General features: G+C 67.6%; 16 protein-coding genes. 5 read left to right on the top strand and 11 right to left on the bottom strand.

The features are described 5' to 3' along the window. Positions 1–15: 15 nt before the first annotated feature. The 3 genes from ACLQ3J_RS08415 to mca are packed head-to-tail and all read right to left on the bottom strand — an operon-like array spanning position 16 to position 3,243. Entirely contained in the window at positions 16–2,010 is a 1,995-nt protein-coding gene (locus ACLQ3J_RS08415; protein WP_425902817.1) for a thioredoxin domain-containing protein, read from the bottom strand. A gap of 34 nt (positions 2,011–2,044) precedes the next feature. Continuing rightward, positions 2,045–2,386, bottom strand: coding sequence for a hypothetical protein (locus ACLQ3J_RS08410; RefSeq protein WP_240955116.1), 342 nt, complete (start codon positions 2,384–2,386; stop codon positions 2,045–2,047). Next, positions 2,383–3,243 (bottom strand): mycothiol conjugate amidase Mca, encoded by an 861-nt coding sequence (gene mca / locus ACLQ3J_RS08405; protein WP_169621707.1) that lies wholly within the window; start codon positions 3,241–3,243, stop codon positions 2,383–2,385. The genes ACLQ3J_RS08410 and mca overlap by 4 nt, the downstream gene beginning before the upstream one ends. A 180-nt stretch (positions 3,244–3,423) precedes the next feature. Between mca and ACLQ3J_RS08400 the strand changes: the two genes are divergently transcribed. Both ACLQ3J_RS08400 and greA read left to right on the top strand, forming a co-directional pair. Then, positions 3,424–3,852 carry a DUF4307 domain-containing protein gene (locus tag ACLQ3J_RS08400; protein WP_169621536.1) on the top strand — a complete coding sequence of 143 codons (429 nt, stop codon included), beginning with the start codon at positions 3,424–3,426 and terminating at the stop codon, positions 3,850–3,852. A gap of 225 nt (positions 3,853–4,077) precedes the next feature. Further along, positions 4,078–4,572 (top strand): transcription elongation factor GreA, encoded by a 495-nt coding sequence (gene greA, locus ACLQ3J_RS08395; RefSeq protein ID WP_072700355.1) that lies wholly within the window; start codon positions 4,078–4,080, stop codon positions 4,570–4,572. 75 nt (positions 4,573–4,647) lie between these two features. Here greA and ACLQ3J_RS08390 read toward each other — a convergent pair whose 3' ends face one another. The 7 genes from ACLQ3J_RS08390 to ACLQ3J_RS08360 all read right to left on the bottom strand — a co-directional run bounded on the left by ACLQ3J_RS08390 (position 4,648) and on the right by ACLQ3J_RS08360 (position 13,288). Further along, a complete protein-coding gene (locus ACLQ3J_RS08390; RefSeq protein ID WP_169621535.1) occupies positions 4,648–6,006 on the bottom strand; it encodes an NlpC/P60 family protein in 1,359 nt (452 codons plus the stop codon). A gap of 150 nt (positions 6,007–6,156) precedes the next feature. After that, complete coding sequence (locus ACLQ3J_RS08385) at positions 6,157–8,067, bottom strand: SEC-C domain-containing protein (RefSeq protein ID WP_425902816.1); 1,911 nt, start codon at positions 8,065–8,067, stop codon at positions 6,157–6,159. A 108-nt stretch (positions 8,068–8,175) separates the two neighbouring features. Next, positions 8,176–9,327, bottom strand: coding sequence for a cystathionine gamma-synthase (locus tag ACLQ3J_RS08380; RefSeq protein WP_169652511.1), 1,152 nt, complete (start codon positions 9,325–9,327; stop codon positions 8,176–8,178). A gap of 14 nt (positions 9,328–9,341) precedes the next feature. Continuing rightward, entirely contained in the window at positions 9,342–10,727 is a 1,386-nt protein-coding gene (locus tag ACLQ3J_RS08375; protein ID WP_425902815.1) for a cystathionine beta-synthase, read from the bottom strand. A gap of 110 nt (positions 10,728–10,837) precedes the next feature. Next, entirely contained in the window at positions 10,838–11,689 is an 852-nt protein-coding gene (locus ACLQ3J_RS08370; protein WP_169652512.1) for a Bax inhibitor-1/YccA family protein, read from the bottom strand. A gap of 118 nt (positions 11,690–11,807) precedes the next feature. Then, positions 11,808–12,935: a class I SAM-dependent methyltransferase gene (locus ACLQ3J_RS08365; protein WP_425902814.1), complete on the bottom strand. Its 1,128-nt coding sequence runs from the start codon at positions 12,933–12,935 to the stop codon at positions 11,808–11,810. Next, a complete protein-coding gene (locus tag ACLQ3J_RS08360; protein ID WP_240952338.1) occupies positions 12,929–13,288 on the bottom strand; it encodes a hypothetical protein in 360 nt (119 codons plus the stop codon). Before ACLQ3J_RS08360 ends, ACLQ3J_RS08365 begins: the two co-directional genes overlap by 7 nt. A 161-nt stretch (positions 13,289–13,449) precedes the next feature. Between ACLQ3J_RS08360 and ACLQ3J_RS08355 the strand changes: the two genes are divergently transcribed. Then, on the top strand, positions 13,450–16,935 hold the full coding sequence (locus tag ACLQ3J_RS08355; RefSeq protein ID WP_425902812.1) for a protein kinase domain-containing protein: 3,486 nt from the start codon (positions 13,450–13,452) through the stop codon (positions 16,933–16,935). Positions 16,936–17,050: 115 nt separating this feature from the next. Next, a complete protein-coding gene (locus ACLQ3J_RS08350) occupies positions 17,051–18,070 on the top strand; it encodes a magnesium transporter CorA family protein (RefSeq protein ID WP_425902811.1) in 1,020 nt (339 codons plus the stop codon). 26 nt (positions 18,071–18,096) lie between these two features. Here ACLQ3J_RS08350 and ACLQ3J_RS08345 read toward each other — a convergent pair whose 3' ends face one another. Beyond that, the gene (locus ACLQ3J_RS08345; protein WP_169621528.1) at positions 18,097–18,258 is read right to left on the bottom strand and encodes a hypothetical protein; all 162 of its coding nucleotides are present in this window, start codon (positions 18,256–18,258) and stop codon (positions 18,097–18,099) included. Between the two features lie 137 nt (positions 18,259–18,395). Between ACLQ3J_RS08345 and ACLQ3J_RS08340 the strand changes: the two genes are divergently transcribed. Continuing rightward, on the top strand, positions 18,396–18,596 hold the full coding sequence (locus ACLQ3J_RS08340; protein WP_425902810.1) for a CsbD family protein: 201 nt from the start codon (positions 18,396–18,398) through the stop codon (positions 18,594–18,596). The last annotated feature ends 101 nt before the right edge of the window (positions 18,597–18,697 follow it).

Here is an 18,697-nt window from a genome sequence, read left to right as displayed (position 1 = left end):
CGCGTCGCGCGTCGTTCACGAGGCCGCGAGTACGTCCAGGAGATCGGGCACCGACGTCACCGGACGGTCGCACACGAACCCCCGGCACACGTAGGCGGTGGCTACGCCGTCGACGAGCGGCCTGTCCACGAGCAGCGGTGACGAGCCCGGATCACCGCCCACGACGATCGCGCCACCGGGTGCGGCGTGCCGTGCGGCCTGCAGGAGGTCGCCGCCGCCGGCGACGGCGATCTGGAGAGGCCCTCGAACGGCCGCCTCCGCCACGGTCAGCCAATGGCCCGCCGACCGGGGGGCACGCTCGAGCAGTATCGACGCGGCGGCCAGGGACGCATGGGCAGCGGTGGCGTACCGGCCGTCACCGTCCTCGAGTGCCGACATCGACAGCAACGCCTCGGCGATCAGCGACGCGCCCGCCGGAGTCGCGCCGTCCATCGGATCTCGCGGCCGCGCGACGAGTGTCGTGGCGTCGTGTGCGGTGTCGAACCAGCTACCCGATTTCTCCTGGTCGGCGAAGGCGGCCAGAGCAGTATCGGCGAGCCCGCGGGCGGGAGCGAGCCAGCTCGCATCGCCGGTTGCCTGGTGCAGCGCGACGAGCGCGGTGACGAATGCTCCGTAATCCTCGAGCACCCCGGCAGGCTCACCCACCACCCCACCGAGCGATGCCCGTCGCAGACGGCCGTCCACCAGGTGCCGGTCCAGCAGCGTCCGGGCGCACGTCGCGGCGGCCTCGATCCACTCGGTGACGCCGAAGGCCACTCCCGCCTCGGCGAGCGCGGTGACGGCGAAACCGTTCCAGACGGTGACGACCTTGTCGTCGCGGGCTGGTTGCGGCCTGGTCTGCCTCGACAGGAACAGCCGTTCGCGCACCCGCGCGAACCGCTCCGCGTCGTCGGGATCGTCGCGCAACTGCAGCACGGAGGTGCCGGCTTCGAAGGTTCCCTCCCGAGTCACGGAGAAGACGTGCGCCGCCCAGGCGCCGTCGTCCGGCCCGAGCACCTCGGCGAGCTGCGCGGGTGCCCACGCGTAGGTGAGGCCTTCGATGCCGTCGGTGTCGGCGTCGAGCGCCGAGGCGAAGCCGCCTTCGGCGGTCAGCAGGTCGCGCAGGAGAAAGGTGGCGGTCTCCTCCGCTACCCGCCGGAAGAGCACCGCACCGGTAACCCGGGCGAGATGGGCGTAGAACCGCAGCAGCAGCGCGTTGTCGTAGAGCATCTTCTCGAAGTGCGGCACCACCCAGCCGGCGTCGACGCTATAGCGCGCGAATCCGCCCCCGAGCTGGTCGTAGATACCGCCGCGCGCCATCGCCTCCGCGGTACGGGAGACGAGATCGAGCGTGTGGGTGCGGCGCGTGCGCTCGTACCCCCGCAGGAGACCTTCGAGCAGATTCGACGGCGGAAACTTCGGCGCTCCCCCGAATCCGCCGTGTTCGCGGTCCTCGTCACGCGCGACCGCCGACACGGCGGCGTCGAGCAGTGCGGCGTCGACTCTGCCCGCGCCGGGTGGCAGTCCACCGCTGCTGCGCTGCAACTCCCCGACGATCGCGGCCGCGGCCTTTCCGACGTCGTCGCGTCGCTGGTGCCACGTGTCGGTGATCGCGTGGAGCAGCTGCTGGAAGGACGGCATCCCCCCGCGCGGCGTGCTCGGGTAGTAGGTGCCGCAATAGAACGGCGCACCGTCGGGAGTGAGAAAGCACGTCATCGGCCATCCGCCCTGCCCGGTGGTCGCGACGGTCGCGTTCATGTAGATCGCGTCGAGGTCGGGACGTTCCTCCCGGTCGACCTTGACGCACACGAAGTGCTCGTTCATGACCGCAGCGGTCGCCTCGTCCTCGAAGGACTCGTGCGCCATGACGTGACACCAGTGGCACGCGGCGTAGCCGATGGACAGGAGTATCGGCACGTCGCGCTCACGCGCCTCCGCGAGTGCTGCCTCGCCCCACTCGTGCCAGTCGACCGGGTTACCGGCGTGCTGCCGCAGGTAGGGACTCAGTGAATCCGCAAGGAGATTCGCCATTCCCCCACGTTACGTCGAAGCGCGGGCGACGACGTCAGTTCGACGCGGTGGGAGGCGTGCGCTCCGGATCCGCCGGCGACTCCGTCTTTCCGAGCTCGACGGCGGTGGCTCCCGTCGTGGTGGACGGAGATGCCGCATCGCCGGCCTGCACGACGCCCGGCAGGGTGCCGTCGTCCACCAGCTGGTCGGGCTCGGGATTCTCCGGCTCGAAGGTCTCGGGCAGCTTGCCGAGACGCTTGTTCATGTTCCAGATCAGCAGGGCCGTCGCGATCAGCAGCACCACGACCAGCGCGAGACCGAAAGGCGACGCCTTGCCGAACTCGGGACCGGTCGGGTCCTGTGCCAGGACCGCGACCGCCAGCGTGTCTACCGTCATTTCACCCGTCCGTCCTCGATGCCCGCGAACAGATCCGTCTCGGGAATCTGCGTGACCACGCGGGTCTTGGCCAACTCGAACTCCTCCGTCGGCCAGACCTTCTGCTGGATGTCCAACGGCACCGCGAAGAAGGAGCCATTGGGATCGATCTGCGTGGCGTGTGCCCGCAGCGCATCGTCACGCTGCGGGAAGTAGTCACCACAGGTTATCTGGGTTGTCACCCGGGCCATGAGGTCGCCCTGCTCGGTCTTCCACCGGCTGAGCCATTCGTCCATCGGGAACTTCTCGCCGCGACGCACGTACTCGTCGCGGAAGAGCTCGATCCGCTTGCGGATGAAGCCGTGCGAGTAGTAGAGCTTGGCCACTTCCCACGGCTCACCGAGTTCGGGATGGAACTCGGGGTCCGCTGCGGCGTCGAACGCGGCGACCGACACCTCGTGGCACCGGATGTGGTCCGGGTGCGGGTAGCCGCCGTTCTCGTCGTAGGTGGTCATCACGTGGGGCCGGAACTCGCGGATGACCTTGACGAGCCTGCGTACCGGTTCGTCGAGCGGGATCGCCGCGAAGCTGCCTTCGGGCACCGGGGGCTTGGGGTCTCCCTCGGGCAGCCCGGAGTCGACGAAGCCGAGCCAGAGTTGCTGAACGCCCAGGATGCGGGCGGCTTCGGCCATCTCCTCGCGTCGCACTTCGCTCATCCGGTCGCGGACGCCCGCGACGTCCATCGCCGGATTGAGGATGTCACCGCGTTCGCCGCCAGTGAGCGTGACGACGAGAACATCGTGACCCTCTGCCGCATAACGCGCCATCGTGGCCGCACCCTTGCTCGACTCGTCATCGGGATGGGCATGCACGGCCATGAGCCGTAGTCCGCTCACGTGTTTTCCTCCACCTCACGTCTTGTGCATGGTCGTGACCGCACCGGCGACCGCCTCGCGGGCCGTTCGGGTCCTTCCCCTATAGTTCCACCTGATAATCCCTCCGTCAGCCGTGACCCCGCGGCACCGCCCGCCCGCCTGCACGGGCTCGAAGGCAAAGTGATGAGCAACACCACCACGACCGACCGTTACCCCTCCGATCGCTACCCCTCGAAGAAGGGGTCGATGCGGGGCAGACGCTGGGGCTTCACCGCGGCGGGTCTCGTCGCGGGCCTGCTGCTCGCGTTCGTGTTGTTCCAGAACAACTCGGCGCCGATCGAGTCGGAGATCGTGGCGTTCGATGTCGTCGACGATCACGCCATCGACGTGCAACTCAAGGTCACCCGCGACGATCCCACGCAGGACGCGGTGTGCGTCATCCGCGCGCGGTCGAAAGACGGCAGCGAGACGGGCCGGCGCGAGGTTCTGATCCCCGCATCCGATTCCCCCACCGTCGTCCTCACGTCGCGGATCACCACCACACAACGCCCCGGAATGGCCGACGAGTACGGCTGCAGCACGGACGCCCCGGACTACCTGCGCGCGCCCTGAGTTTCATCGCTCTCAGCAGCGGTTTTCCCGGCACCTCACCGCGATGGTGCTAGAATATCGGGATACACGGTTCCACCCATTGGGGCCGTGTATTGCTGCATAGAAGCACAGTGCGGCCCTGCTCACCTGCATACCGGGGGGATTGCGAGGGTCGTGCTCGTAGTCGTTGCACGTGCACGACTTGTCCACGGAGCCGGGGGCTCCAACCCGAAGGAAGTGATCGAGATGACCGAGACCCAGGTGACCTGGCTGACCCAGGAGTCGTACGACCGACTCAAGGCCGAACTTGACCAGCTCATCGCCAATCGTCCCGTCATCGCGGCCGAGATCAACGAGCGTCGCGAAGAGGGTGACCTCAAGGAGAACGGCGGCTACCACGCGGCGCGCGAAGAGCAAGGCCAGCAGGAAGCCCGCATCCGTCAGCTCCAGGAGTTGCTCAGCGCCGCCAAGGTGGGAGTGGCACCGACTCAGTCCGGTGTCGCACTCCCCGGTTCGGTCGTCACCGTCTACTACGACGGGGACGAGACCGACACGGAAACGTTCCTGATCGCGACGCGCGAAGAAGGCGCCCGCAACGGCGACCTCGAGACCTACTCCCCCGGTTCGCCCATCGGTGGCGCGCTGATCTCGGCCAAGGTCGGCGAGACCCGCGAGTACACGCTGCCCAACGGCAACACCATGAAGGTGACGCTCGTCAGCGCGGAGCCGTACCAGGGCTGATCCCTGAGTCGCACAAAAAGGACCAGGCCGGATTTTCCGGCCTGGTCCTTGTCGTTTCCGGCGAACTGCCGACTCTCAGATGATGCGGCGTGCCTTCATATCCGGGAAGACCGCGCCGACGCGGACGACGTCTCCGGTGGTGGGTGCGTGCACCATCTGTCCTCCACCGATGTAGATCGCCACGTGTCCCGGACCGCCTGCCTGCCAGTTTCCGAACAGCAGGTCGCCCGGCTGCGCGAGTTGGAGCGGAATCTCGGTGCCGACGCGCCACTGCGTCTCGGATGTACGCGGGAGCGTCATTCCGGTCGCCGCGAACACCGCGTGCGACGTCAGTCCCGAGCAGTCGAACCCGCCGCCCGACGGGCCGTGGATGTTGCCGCCGCCCCAGACGTACGGAAGGCCGAGGAACTTGAACGCGAGGTCGACGATGCGATTGCCGGTGTCGGTCGAGCCACCGATCCCCAGCCCCAGGAACGGCGAGAGCATGCGCGCGAAGACCGGTTCCGACGCGCGGATCTTCGCGACGTAGGGCTTGGTCTGATTTTCGTAGTCGGGATGCCCGGACGGCATACCCCCGGATCGGCGCACGGCGCCGACTCCCGCGTTGTAGGCGGCGAGCGTCAGGTCGAGGGTGTCGCCCTGGACGAGTCCGCGCCGCTTCCAGTCGTCGATGAGCTTGTAGTTGTCGCAGAGCAGGTTGCCCGAGGCCATCACGGGGTCGGCGATGCCGAGAATGTCGGCTCTGCCGTCGCCGTCGACATCTTTGCCGTATTGATCCCAGGTTCCGGGCATGAACTGCCCGGGCCCCTTGGCGCCCACCGGTGAGACGGGTGCGGTGGACCCGTACCGGAATCCGTTCTCCGCCGAGTAGAGCGCGGCCAGCACCGGTGCGGTGACACCGTCACAGAGCGCACCTGCTTTCTTCAGCCACGGAGCGAATACCGCGATCGCGCCGATCGGGGCGAGCGTCGTGCCGGGGAGGGTCGCCGGCATCGACGGGAGGGTGACCCCGCCGCCACCTCCGGGAGCCGCGGATCCCGTGCCCGGACCGGGATTCGGCGCGAGAGGCGGAGGCGGAAGCGGAAGGGACGGTGTCACTCCGAACGGCGTCGGCCGAGCGGCAGGCGGTGCCGGTACGAGTGGCGGCGCGGGTTCCAGTGCGGCTGCCGCCTCGGCGGGAAGGTGCGGCTCGATGGCCTCCGCGACCGACTGCGTTGCGTCTGCGACGGCCTGTTGCGCACTCTCCTGCATCGGCTCGGGCAGCGCGGCCACCAAGTCCTGAACACCTGTATCCGTTGCCGGAGCCGCAGCTTCGAAAGACTCGATTACCTGTGTGGCCTGGTCCTTTACTTCCGCTGGTATGTCGGCTCCCTGCACGAGTGCGCTTGCTGCCGTGGCCACCGCCACGATGACCGCAGACGGGTCGACTGACATCCACAACCCCCACATCCCGATGACCGAACACCCTCACCGTACTTGTGACGCCCGTCACCGGTACGAATACTGCTACTTCATATCACATATATTCGAGAACAGGTTTCAGTTTTGGGGCTGGTGAGATCACTGGGACGGGAGGGCTGAAAGTTACTCGTCCACGGAGGCGAAAAAGTCGGCCGCATCGGCCCCGGTGAGGGACTCGACGAGGTCCACCGCGTCCACCGGATCGTCGCCGAGCATCTCGAGCAGCACCTCGCGCTGCTCTTCCGTGACCACCTCCGCGCCGCCCGGCATCACGTGCAACTCGCCGGCAGGAAGGACCCGCGCGCACAGCAGCGTCCCGGCCGGGAGTTCGCCCGTGATCGTCGGCACGTGGACCTCGGTTACCGTGTCGCTCCGGGCATCTCGCAAGGTCATGCCCTCGCCTGGACGGACGTCGAGCACCTCGAACACCGACCGCGCGACACCGGTCCATCGCCGCGCCAGCTCCGCCTCGTCCTCGGGAAGAAGCACACCCCGGCGCTCGACGAAGTCCGCGAAAGCTCCCGCCTCGTGGAGGAGTACGTCGTCGACCAACGGGTCGTGGACGGCATCGGCGACCGCGTCGTCGTCTCCGTATCCGGCGCGCGCCTCCGCCAGCGCGACCCGTTCGTCGGCCCACGACGGATCGAGCGCGTGCATGGTCGCCTTGACGTACAGCCATTCCGCCCGCTCCGAGAGCGGATGATCCGCCTTGCCGAGATGGCACACCTTGTACTTCCGGCCCGACCCGCACCAGCACCGGTCGTTGCGCCCCAGGCCGGGTCGCTCGACAGGCTGAAAGTGCTGGAGCACGTCGTAGAGCGGATGCTCGTCCCCTCCCGGAATCCGGGAGAGCAGCGACAGGCCGCGTACCGCGTCCCCCCGATCCGACGCATAGCGAGCCAGATCGAACAACGCGAGGTCGAACTCGCCGCCCTCGTCGGCGGACTTCTCGTACAGTCGCTCGGCGTCCGTGATCCGGCCATCGGCCTCGGCCGCACGCGCGGCGAACCAGTACGCGGCAGCGGCCGATCGGCGGGGCGCATGATCGAGCAGCCACAACGCGGCTTGTTCGATGGACGCGGAAGCGAACTCCTCGCCGATCAACTCGTCCAGTACGGTCTCGGCGATCTCGGGGTCTGCCAGGACCGCGAACAAACCGGATTTGCCCTCTGCGAAACGTTCTTCGAGATCGGCATCGTCACCGGAGTCGATCGCGTCGACGAGCGATGCGAACAGAGCGACACCCGGGACCGCGTCGACGGGGATACCGAGCTGGTCGGCGTACTCGTCGAACATCGTCCTGCTGATGTACCCCTCGAAATCGAACCCTTCGGGAGCAACGAGGTCACCCGACCGCTCCAGACCGGCCGCTTCGATCGCCTCGGTCAACGGCGGGGCCGGTTCGGTGAACGCCGACGGGGTGTCGGCCAGCACCTGGAGAAGCTCGTCGTCGAGACTCGCGGCGGCGCCGTCGGCGCTCCGGCGTCCGAGGACGGCGAGCAGAGCGGGCACGGGAGTGGGATCGGCGACAACCGGCACCAGCGAGAGCCTGCCACCACCGGCGGTGAGCGCCACGAGATCACCCGGGGACCGGCCCGCGAACGTCCCGCGCGGAAACAGCAGGACTTCCGGCGGCAGCGGATCGTCGTAGGTCACGCCGCGCTCGGCGAGGCGGTCGCGTTGCTCGTCCACCGCGACGAGTTCGAAGTCGTCGTCCTCGGAGACGAGCAGCAGCAACGGTTCGACGTCGTCGACAGCGATGAGGTCACGGGTGATCTCGTCGGCCGAGAGCCGATGAGTGAAGACACGTCCTTCGAACAACGCATCGAGAGCCGCGAACCGGCCGTCGGGCAGAGACAGGACGAGGGGATGCGGGGGTAGCTCCTCGAGGTCCTGAACCAGGGCGTCGGCCTGGCCCAGACCCGCATCCTCGAGGTGCTCGGCCAGCTCTTCGGTAGCGAGGGGACCGTTCATCCTCAGTACCTCGAGAGCGGCGTGCATCAGGGCGTCTTCGGGGGCTGCACTGTCCGTCACGTTCGTGATCGTACGGGGTCGGCCACCTGGTCGGCGCCACGTCGGTATCGACGGCGAAAGGCGCCCCGAAGGGCGCCTTTCGTCGTGGTGATGCCGGGAGAAGCAGGATCAGCCGAGAGCCTGCTCGACGTCGGCCAGCAGGTCGGCGGCGTCTTCGATACCGACCGAGAGACGGACGAGATCGTCCGGCACCTCGAGCGCGGAACCGGCGGTCGACGCATGCGTCATCGCACCCGGGTGCTCGATGAGCGATTCCACCCCGCCGAGCGACTCGGCGAGCGTGAAGATCTCGGTGCGCTTGCAGAAGTCCAGGGCCGCCTGTCGGCCGCCGGCGAGTCGTACGGAGATCATGCCGCCGAAACGGCGCATCTGAGCGGCCGCGTACTCGTGACCCGGATGGTCGTCTAGACCGGGGTAGAGCACCTTGGTGACGGCCTTGTGACCCGACAGCAGTTCGACGATCTTCTCGGCGTTGTCGCAGTGCCGCTCCATGCGGACGGCAAGGGTCTTGATGCCCCGCAGGGTCAGGAACGCGTCGAACGGACCGGGCACCGCGCCCGCACCGTTCTGCAGGAACGCGAACGCGGTGTCGAGTTCCTCGTCGTTCGTGACCAGGGCGCCGCCGACCACATCGGAGTGACCGCCGATGTACTTGGTTGTCGAGTGGAGCACGACGTCGGCACCGAGCGTGAGCGGCTGCTGCAGGTACGGCGAGGCGAAGGTGTTGTCCACGACGAGCTTGGCGCCGCCCTCGTGTGCGACACCGGCGAGAGCCTCGATGTCACCGATGTTGAGCAACGGGTTGGTCGGGGTCTCGAGCCACACCAGCTTCGTCTCGGGACGGAGTGCGGCCCGGACGCCGTCCGCGTCGTTGACGGAGACCGGCGTGTACTCGATGCCCCACTGCGTGAACACCTTGTCGATGAGCCGGAACGTGCCACCGTAGGCGTCGTTCGGGATCACGAGGTGGTCGCCGGGGCGCAGCACCGACCGCAGGAGGCAGTCGGTGGCGGCCATACCCGAGCCGAAAGCCCGCCCGTACGTGCCGCTTTCGAGCGCCGCCAGATTGGCTTCGAGGGGACGGCGGGTGGGGTTACCGGTGCGCGCGTACTCGAAACCGTTCCGCATCTCGCCGACGCCGTCCTGCGCGAAGGTCGACGACGCGTAGATGGGGACGTTGACGGCACCGGTCTGCGGGTCGGGTTCGAAGCCCGCATGGATGGCGCGGGTGGCGAAACCGTGCTGATTCTGATCGGTCATGGAGTATCTGTTTCCTATCGGCCTTGGGAGATGAATCCGAGGAGGTCGTGCCGCGTGATGACGCCGACGGGCTTGCCGTCGTCGATGACCATGAGCGCATCGGTGTCGCCGAACGCCTTCGTCGCGTCGGCAACGGACTCGCCGACGCCGATGTTGGGCAGCGGCGCACTCATGTGCTTCGCGACCGGGTCGGCGAGGTTCGCACGACCTTCGAAGACGGCGCTGAGCAATTCCCGCTCGCTGACGGACCCGGCGACCTCACCGGCGGTGACGGGCGGCTCCGCGCCGACGACGGGCATCTGGGACACGCCGTACTCGCGGAGGATCTCGATCGCGTCGCGGACCGTCTCGGAGGGATGGGTGTGCACGAGATCGGGCAGGTCACCGGACTTGCCCCGCAGCACGTCGGCGACGGTGGAGGCGTCGGGCTTGCCGTCGAGCGGCGCGCGCAGGAAGCCGTAGCTGGCCATCCACTTGTCGTTGAAGATCTTCGCCAGGTAACCGCGACCGCCGTCGGGCAGCAGCACGACCACCACCGCGTCGGGGCCTTCCCGCTCGGCGACCTGCAGCGCGGCGACCATGGCCATGCCGCACGAGCCACCGACGAGCAGACCCTCTTCCCGGGCGAGCCGGCGAGTCATCTCGAACGAGTCCGCGTCGGAGACGGCGATGATCTCGTCGGGGATGGACGCGTCGTACGCGCTGGGCCAGAAGTCTTCGCCCACGCCCTCGACGAGGTAGGGGCGACCGGTTCCGCCCGAGTACACCGAGCCCTCGGGGTCGACGCCGACGACCTTGACCTTGCCGTCCGAGACCTCTTTGAGGTAGCGGCCCGCACCGGAGATGGTGCCACCGGTACCGACGCCCGCGACGAAGTGCGTGATCTTGCCGTCGGTGTCGGCCCAGATCTCGGGGCCGGTGCTCTCGTAGTGGCTTTCCGGGCCGGCGGGGTTGGAGTACTGGTTGGGCTTCCAGCCTCCCGGCAGTTCGGCGGCGAGCCGGTCGGAGACGTTGTAGTAGCTGTCGGGATGCTCCGGCGGCACAGCGGTCGGGCACACGACCACTTCTGCGCCGTACGCGCGGAGCACGTTGCGCTTCTCCTCGCCTACCTTGTCGGGGCACACGAACACGCATTTGTATCCGCGCTGCTGGGCGACGAGGGCAAGGCCGATGCCGGTGTTACCGGAGGTGGGCTCGACGATGGTGCCGCCCGGCTTCAGTTCGCCCGAGGCTTCGGCAGCGTCGATCATCTTCACCGCGATGCGGTCCTTGGAGCTACCGCCGGGGTTGAGATATTCGACTTTCGCTGCCACCAGGCCGGACCCCGGTTTCACCACGGAGTTGAGTTTGACGAGTGGGGTGTTTCCGATGAGGTCGACGACCGAATCCGCAATGCGCATGTCCCCATGATCCCACGGCCGCCTCCGGCGCTGCGGGGACGGTCGCGGGGATGCCCGATACGAACGAAGGCCCCGGGCGCATCGCCCGGGGCCTTCGTTCGTGGTTGTTGCTAGTCGTTCTGGAAGTAGCTCAGCAGACGCAGGATCTCGACGTAGAGCCACACCAGGGTCACGGTGAGGCCGAGGGCGACGCCCCACGCGGCCTTCTCCGGAGCCTGAGCGCGGATCAGCTGATCGGCGGAGTCGAAGTCCAGCAGGAAGCTGAACGCCGCGATGCCGATGCACACGAGGCTGAAGATGATGGCCAGCGGGCCACCGTCACGCAGCCCGAGGCCGCCGTCGATGAAGAAGCCCGCGATGATGTTGCCCAGCGCGAGGATCAGGACACCGACGAGAGCGCCGACGATCATCCTGGTCAGACGCGGCGTGACCCGGATCGCGCCCGTGCGGTACACGACGAGCATGCCGAAGAAGACACCGAACGTGCCGAGGACGGCCTGAGCGATGAGTGTCGAGCCACCGGCGCCACCGAACGTGATGTCGGTGAACATGAACGACAGCGCGCCGAGGAAGAAGCCCTCCGCCACGGCGTACGCGAGCACGATCGCCGGATTGTCCATCTTGCGGCCGAAGGTGGCTACGAGCACCAGGACGAGACCGAGGAGACCGCCGCCGATGACGAACGGTGCGGCCAGGCCGGTGTTCATGGTGACGAGGACGTAGGAGATCAGCGCAGAGACGGTGAGCACGCCGAGCGTGATACCGGTCTTCGTGACGACGTCGTCGATGGTCATCGACCGCTCGGTCGTGGGCCGCGCCCACGGGTCCGTAGGAGAATACTGCGGCTGGCCGAATTGCTGGGTGACCTGCGCGGCGCCTGCCGACGCAGAGCCGAAACTGGCGTATCCGCCGCCCTCTTGCTTGGGCAGGTTACGGAACACCGGGTTACTGGTGGTGCGCACCGTGCACTTCCCTTCTGGTGGTCGCTTCTGTCCGCTCAACGCGTAAGCCGGGGCAGAAGTTCCCTCCCTCCGACCGCTGTGACGGTCGCCGCAGAGCAGACCCCGGACGAATCGGACTCTACCGGGTGCGCACCGATCGAGTCACGGTGAACTTGGGGTTGCGGCCCTCGACGCTCGTGGCGCCGACCACCCGTTTCAGGATGGGGCGGTAGCGCAGGTGCGAGTTGTACACCGTCCACATCTCTCCTCCCGGACGCAGGATGCGACCCGCCGCGGCGAACATCTTCTCCGCGGCGCCGGTGTGGACGGCCGCACCGATGTGGAAGGGCGGGTTGCACACCACGAGGTCGACGGAGGCGTCGGGCAGCGAGCCTGCGACGTCGTCGCGCAGCGCATCGACGCGGTCGGCGACGCCGTTCGCGGATGCGGTCGCCGCGGCCGAGTCCACCGCGGCGGCCGACTGATCGGTGGCGATCACCCGCATGTCCGGGTGCTGCCGCGCGAGCACGGTCGCCAGGATGCCGGTGCCGCATCCGAGGTCCACGGCGACGGATGCGTCCGGTGCCGTTCGCGGCAGGAAGTCGAGGAGGAAGCGGGTGCCGATATCCAGTCGCGGGCCGGCGAACGCGGCGCCGTGCGCGACGACGACCAGGGCGAGTTCGGGGAGGGTTTCCCGTACCGGATAGGTGCTCGGGCCCGGGATCGGCCCGCGCGCGGTGACCACGCGCGACTTCTGCCTCCCCCGTGACGCCCGGACCTCGGCGAAAGATCGTGCGAGCACGTCGTTCATGGCGACGGTGATGTGCTTGTCCCGGCCACCGGCGAAGACGACGACTTCCGGGTCGGCGTGCCGGGCGATCGCTTCGGCTGTCTCGGTGAGCGCACCGAGCGAACGCGGCAGGCGCAGGAGCACGACGCGGGCGCCGCGGAGGAGTTGTTCGTCCAGACCGTGTGACGCGTACCGGTCCGCGAGGTTCTCACGGGAAGCGTTGGCGGCCAGGGCGCGCTCGGCCACGATCGAATCCTGATGGACGCGCAGGCCGGATATCTCGTAGCGGACCGCCGCGCCGAGGGTCAGGGCACCGTACTGGTCGTCGATCACGACGACGGTGCCGTCGGGAGCCGCCTCGAGGGCCGGGCCGGCTTCGTCGAGGATCAGCCGGTCCGCGGCATCGACAGCGAACAGATTGGGCGCTTCCACATCCGGGAAGCGCCGCAACCTGTCGAACAGCGGGTCTGTCAGCACTCGCCCTTGCCGGCGTTCTCGATGGCGCGGAGCGTGTCTGCCTGCTGCTCTACGTCGAGCTCCTGCCACTGCGGGAGCTGCTGCTGCGCATCCGCGACGGCCTGCGCTGCCTGGGCACGATCCTGTCCCCATTCCTCGAGCTCGTCGAGGTACGGAACGAGAGCGTCGCAGTTCTCGTCGTAGCTGTTGCCGAGCTGCACACCTGCACCACCCTGCGCCGACGAGGCGCTCGTGGTGGTTGTGGTGGTCGTGGTGGTGGTCTCGTCGGCCGATGCGGTTCCGTCCGAGGATCCGCACGCCGACGCGAGCAGGACCACGCCTGCGCCGAACAGCGCCGCGACAGTCTTCTTCATTGATGTCCCACTTCTGATAGCAGTGTTGTTGGACCGGTCCGTTGGCATCGTTGCCAGGGTCCGGTCGGATCACGGTAAACGAGGGCGTGCGAACGATCCGCGTCGGGAGTGCACATTTCGGGACTACGCTGAAGAAACGGCCCCGCGAGGTGATCGAAACGATGCCCGATTACGAGTTGATCTCCACCCAGCGCGCCCCGGCGCCGACGGTGGACACTGCCGAAATCGTGCGTTCGCTGGCCGATGCGGGATTCACCGACGCCGAAGAAATCGGCCGCGGCGGTTTCGGAATCGTCTTCCGCTGCCGACAGGAGTCGCTGGACCGGACGGTCGCGGTGAAGGTGCTCCGCACGACCCTCGATCCCGACAACCTCGAACGATTCCTGCGGGAACAGCGCGCGATGGGCCGGCTCTCGGGCCACCCGAACATCGTCAACGTGCTGCAGGCCGGGACCACGGACTCGAACCAGCCGTACCTGGTGATGCACTACCACCCGCACGACTCGCTCGACACGCGGATCCGCAAGCACGGCCCGTTGCCGTGGCCGGAGGCGATACGGATCGGCGTGAAAGTCGCCGGGGCACTCGAGACCGCCCACCGTGCAGACGTCCTGCACCGGGACGTCAAGCCCGGCAACATCCTCATCACCGAATACGGCGAGCCCCAGCTCACCGACTTCGGCATCGCGCACGTGGGGGGCGGCTTCCGCACGACACCCGGGATGATCACCGGATCGCCCGCGTTCACCGCCCCCGAGGTCCTGCGCGGCGGGCAGCCGACACCGGCGTCGGATCTGTACGGGCTCGCCGCCACCTTGTTCTGCGCGATCACAGGTCACGCGGCCTTCGAACGCAAGGAGGGTGAGCGGGTCGTCGCCCAGTTCGTGCGGATGACGTCCGAGCCCGTCCCGGACCTTCGGGGCTCCGGTATCCCGGATGATCTGTGCGTCGCCCTCGAGAGCGGAATGGCGCCCGACCCCGAGGATCGTCCGGCGTCCGCCGCGGAGTTCGGTGAGCTTCTCCGTGCAATCGAGTGGCGTCACGGTCTGAAGGTCGACGACATGGCGCTGCCCTCGTCGCCGCCTGCGGATCTCACGGACGCGCGGGCGGACGCACCTCCGGAGACGGGCCACCCGCCTACCGCTGCCGTCACGCCGCGGTCGACTGCCCCCGCCACCCGTTTCCGTCCTCCGCTGCCTGCCCGGCCGCTCGTCCACCGAACCCGCTTGCTTCGCCTGCTCCGCTCCGGGCAGAGTCGGCGGCTCACTGCCATCCACGGCCCGACCGGTTTCGGGAAGTCGACTCTCGCGGCGCAATGGCGGGACGTGCTCACAGCCGAAGGTGTTCCCGTCGCGTGGCTCACCGTGGACAGCGACGACAACGACGTCACCTGGTTTCTCGCGCACCTGATCGAAGCCGTCAAGCAACTCCACCCCGCGCTCGCCCGCGACCTCGCGCAGATTCTGCAGGCGCACGGTGACGAGGCGACCCGTTACGTCCTGAGTACGCTCATCGACGAGATCTTCCGGACCGGTGAGCCGACGACCCTCGTGGTCGACGACTGGCATCGTGTCACCTCACAGGAAACCGTTGCGGCTCTCGAACTTCTGATCGAGCAAGGGCCGCCGAACCTGCACGTCGTCGTCACCAGCCGCAGCCGGGCCGGATTACCGCTCAGCCGCATGCGCGTGCGCGACGAGCTGCTGGAAGTCGACTCGGCCGCATTGCGTTTCGACGACCAGGAGTCCGAGGCGTTTCTTCGCGACGTCGGGGGCCTGCATCTGTCTCCCGACGACGTACAGCGATTGAACAACACCACCGAAGGCTGGGCCGCTGCCCTGCAGCTCGCGTCGTTGTCGTTGCGGGACAGCGACGATCCGTCGGCCATGATCGAGAATCTGAGCGGTCGCCACCACGCGATCGGTGAATACCTCGCCGAGAACGTACTTTCCACGCTCGAGCCGGAGATGTACGAGTTCCTCACGGCGATTTCGGTCACGCACTCCATCTGTGCCGGACTCGCCACAGCACTGTCCGGCGAGCCGCACAGCCAGGCGATGCTCGAGGACGCGGAACAACGCGACTTGTTCCTTCGTCCGGTGGACGACGAACGCGTCTGGTTCCGCTTCCATCACCTGTTCCGCGAGTTCCTGCGCCGACGCCTCGAACGCGACCATCCCGAGCGCATCCCCGCACTGCACCGCGCCGCCGCGCAGTGGTGCGCGCGGCACCACCTGATCCGCGAGTCCGTCGACCACGCGCTCGCCGCCGGTGACACGGCATTCGCGGTGGATCTGGTGGCCACGGACGGCATGTCCCTGATGGAGCAGGGGCATATGGGCACTCTCCTGGCCCAGATCGACAAGCTGCCACCTCGGGCGGTCGCCGACGACCCCCGTCTGCTGTTGAGTCGAAGCTGGGCCGACGCTGCGCTGCAGCGGTTCTCGGAGGCACGGGGGGCGCTTGCCGCCATTCCGGCCGCATGCGCCCGAAGCACTCTCCCCTCGTCCGAACTCGATGCGCTCCTCGTCGAGACCCGCGTGGCCGAAGCGGCGCTCCTGATGAACGCCGATCAGGTCCGGGGGATCGCAGAGTTGGTGGAACCGGTCCTCGCCGAACCCCAGGATGCCCGTCCCTGGGCGGTAGGCTCCGCGTCCGTCTTCGCGTCCTACGCGGACCTCCTGTGTTTCGAATTCGACAGTGCGCGGCGCCGTCAGGAGTGGGCCCGGCCTTACCACGAGCGCGCACGCGGGCAGTTCGCGTCGATCTACGGGATGTGCCTGTGCGGCATGGCCGCGAACGAACAACTCGACGTTGCGGGCGCCGAGGAGTACTTCCGCAGGGCATTGCGCGCGGCTCGGAACAGCAGCGGAATCCACAGCCACGCGGGTCGGCTGTCGGCTGCGATGCTCGGCGAGATGATGTACGAGCAGGGACGAATCACTGAGGCGGAAGCCTTGCTCGACGAGAGCAAATTACTCGGAATCGAGGGTGGCATAGCCGATTTCATGATGGCTCGCTTTGCCACCGCAGCTCGGCTGAAGTTACTGCGCGGAGACAGGGATGCCGCCCTCGAACTGCTCGACGAAGGACTTCGGGCGGCGTCGACACACGAACTTCCGCGCCTGCGAGCACGAATCGAGAACGAACGTCTGCGTTTGGGTTTCGACCCCGAGGTACCGCCGCACCGAACGATGCCGGATCCCGATACGCCCCTCGCGGTGGGACCGGAAGAGGTCACCGCGCAATACGAGGACGCTACCGCGATCCGTCTGCTCTACCGCACCGGCGAGCCGGCCGCCGTGGCCGAATCCGTGGAGTGGGCGCGGTGGTGGCAACGCCGGACCGCAGGCCGTCGCCCGCGGACTCACATGAGTTACACCCGGCTCGTCGTGGCATGCCTCCACGCCGCCGGGCGGTACGAGGAAGCGGAGCGAACCGTTGCGCCGCTCGTCGCGCTGTGCGGGGAGCGCGGATTGGTGCGGCATCTCATCGACGGTGGCCCGCACGTGGTCGCGGTGCTCCAGTCGTTGCAGGACAGGGTGCGCACCGGCACGCTGCCCGGAGGGTGGCCCATCGTCGACGAGGCATTCCTCGCCGAAATGCTCCGACTGGCCGACGCCGGAGGTGTCGGCACCCGAATGTGACGGCCGGAACGGCTGCACGCAGGGACACGCGCCCTGCCATCTCCCGCGACGAACGGGTTCGAGAACACGCGCTCGACCCCGCACACACCGGGAGCGAGTCGGGCAGACTGCGAGAATGACCACCATCCACGACGGGCAGGTCCGCACACGGGTGTGGCGGAGCGGAAAAGTCGAGGGTGAAAACTTCCCGTTCGCCGACATCTCGGACCACCTGCAGGACCCCGACTGTCTCGTGTGGGTGGATCTTCTCGATCCGAAACCGGAGAGGCTGTTCGCGCTGGCGGAGGAGCTGAGCTTCGACCCGCATGCGGTGGAAGATGCGCTCGCGCGCGGCGAACGCACCAAAGCTACGCGCTACACGACGCACACTTTCCTCACCGTCTACGCGACGCACCTCGCGACCGGCCCTGATCCCGCGGTCGAGGCGTACGAATCCCGCCTGAGCACGACGCGGATCTCGGCATTCCTTCTGCCCGGGTGTCTGGTCACCGTTCGTAGCCGCGGCCCGTTCGACATGGACGATGTGGTGACCCGCTGGGACGCAAACCCCGACCTGCTGAAACTCGGCACCGCTGCGTTGCTGCACGGCCTGCTCGACGTAGTCGTCGACGGGCAATTCGACACCATCCGTGACCTCGACGACGCGATCGAGGAGATCGAGGACGGCTTGTTCGCCGACGAGGCCCAGCCGAAGCAGATCCAGCGGGCTGTCTACAGGCTCCGCAAGGAATTGGTTCAGCTGCGCAGGGTCGTGCTGCCGATGCGCGAGGTGGTCAACGCGGTGATGCACTTTCGCACCGAGCACGGTATCGCGCCCGGGCTGGACAGTTGGTACACCGACCTCTACGACCACGTTCTCCGTGCCACGGAATGGACCGAATCGCTGCGTGACATGGTGACGACCGTCTTCGAGACGAATCTGTCGCTGCAGGATGCCCGTCTCAACACCGTCATGAAGAAGCTGACCGGCTGGGCCGCAATCATCGCCGTGCCGACGGCTGTGACCGGCTGGTTCGGGATGAACGTGCCGTTTCCCGGCTCGGGAGAGGAAATGGGTGTCCTCGCGGTCGCTGTCATCGTTTTCTTCTCCGCGACCGTGCTGTACGTGCTGTTCAAACGCCGTGACTGGCTCTAGGTGACCGCTCTCCGCTCGGGCGATCGCTAGAGGAAGACCATGATCAGCGCGATGATCAGCGCGATGATCACCAGCACCGTGACCACGCGCCACACCGCCGCTGCGCCCCCACCGGATCGGTTGCGCGTCAGTTCGGGATCGGCATCGGGGGCATCGCCGATGGGGTCGCCGCTGTTCGGGTCGGACATTTCTCCTCCTCATGGGTCTACCCAGGCAGTGTTACACGGTCGGCAGCATTCGGCGCCGGTTGCGGGTTCGTGGTTTCGCTGCGTGCCGCCCGGGTACCCGGACAGAGAACCGTCCGTCAAACAAGGAGGACCGAACTATGGCCGATTTCATCGACAAGGCGAAGCACAAGGCAGAAGAACTGGCCGGCAAGGCCAAGGAGCACGGCGGCAAGGCCACCAATGATCGTGACCTCGAAGCCGAAGGCAAGGGGCAGCAGACCAAGGGCGGCATGAAGCAGGCCGGCGACAAGGTCACCGACGCCGCAGAGGACGTCAAGAGGTCGTTCAAACAGGACTGACATCCCTGACAACATCCGGGCCGGGGGGGGCGCCGCGGGCGCGGGGCCCCGCCCCGGTGGCGGGGGGAACCCACAAGGCGCGGCCGAGGGGTCGGGGAAGC

This window comes from Rhodococcus sp. DT1 (assembly GCF_049844875.1).
In the GTDB taxonomy this organism is placed as follows: domain Bacteria; phylum Actinomycetota; class Actinomycetes; order Mycobacteriales; family Mycobacteriaceae; genus Rhodococcus.
Note: the sequence above shows the minus strand (reverse complement) of the source record. Positions and strands in the feature narration are given on the sequence as shown.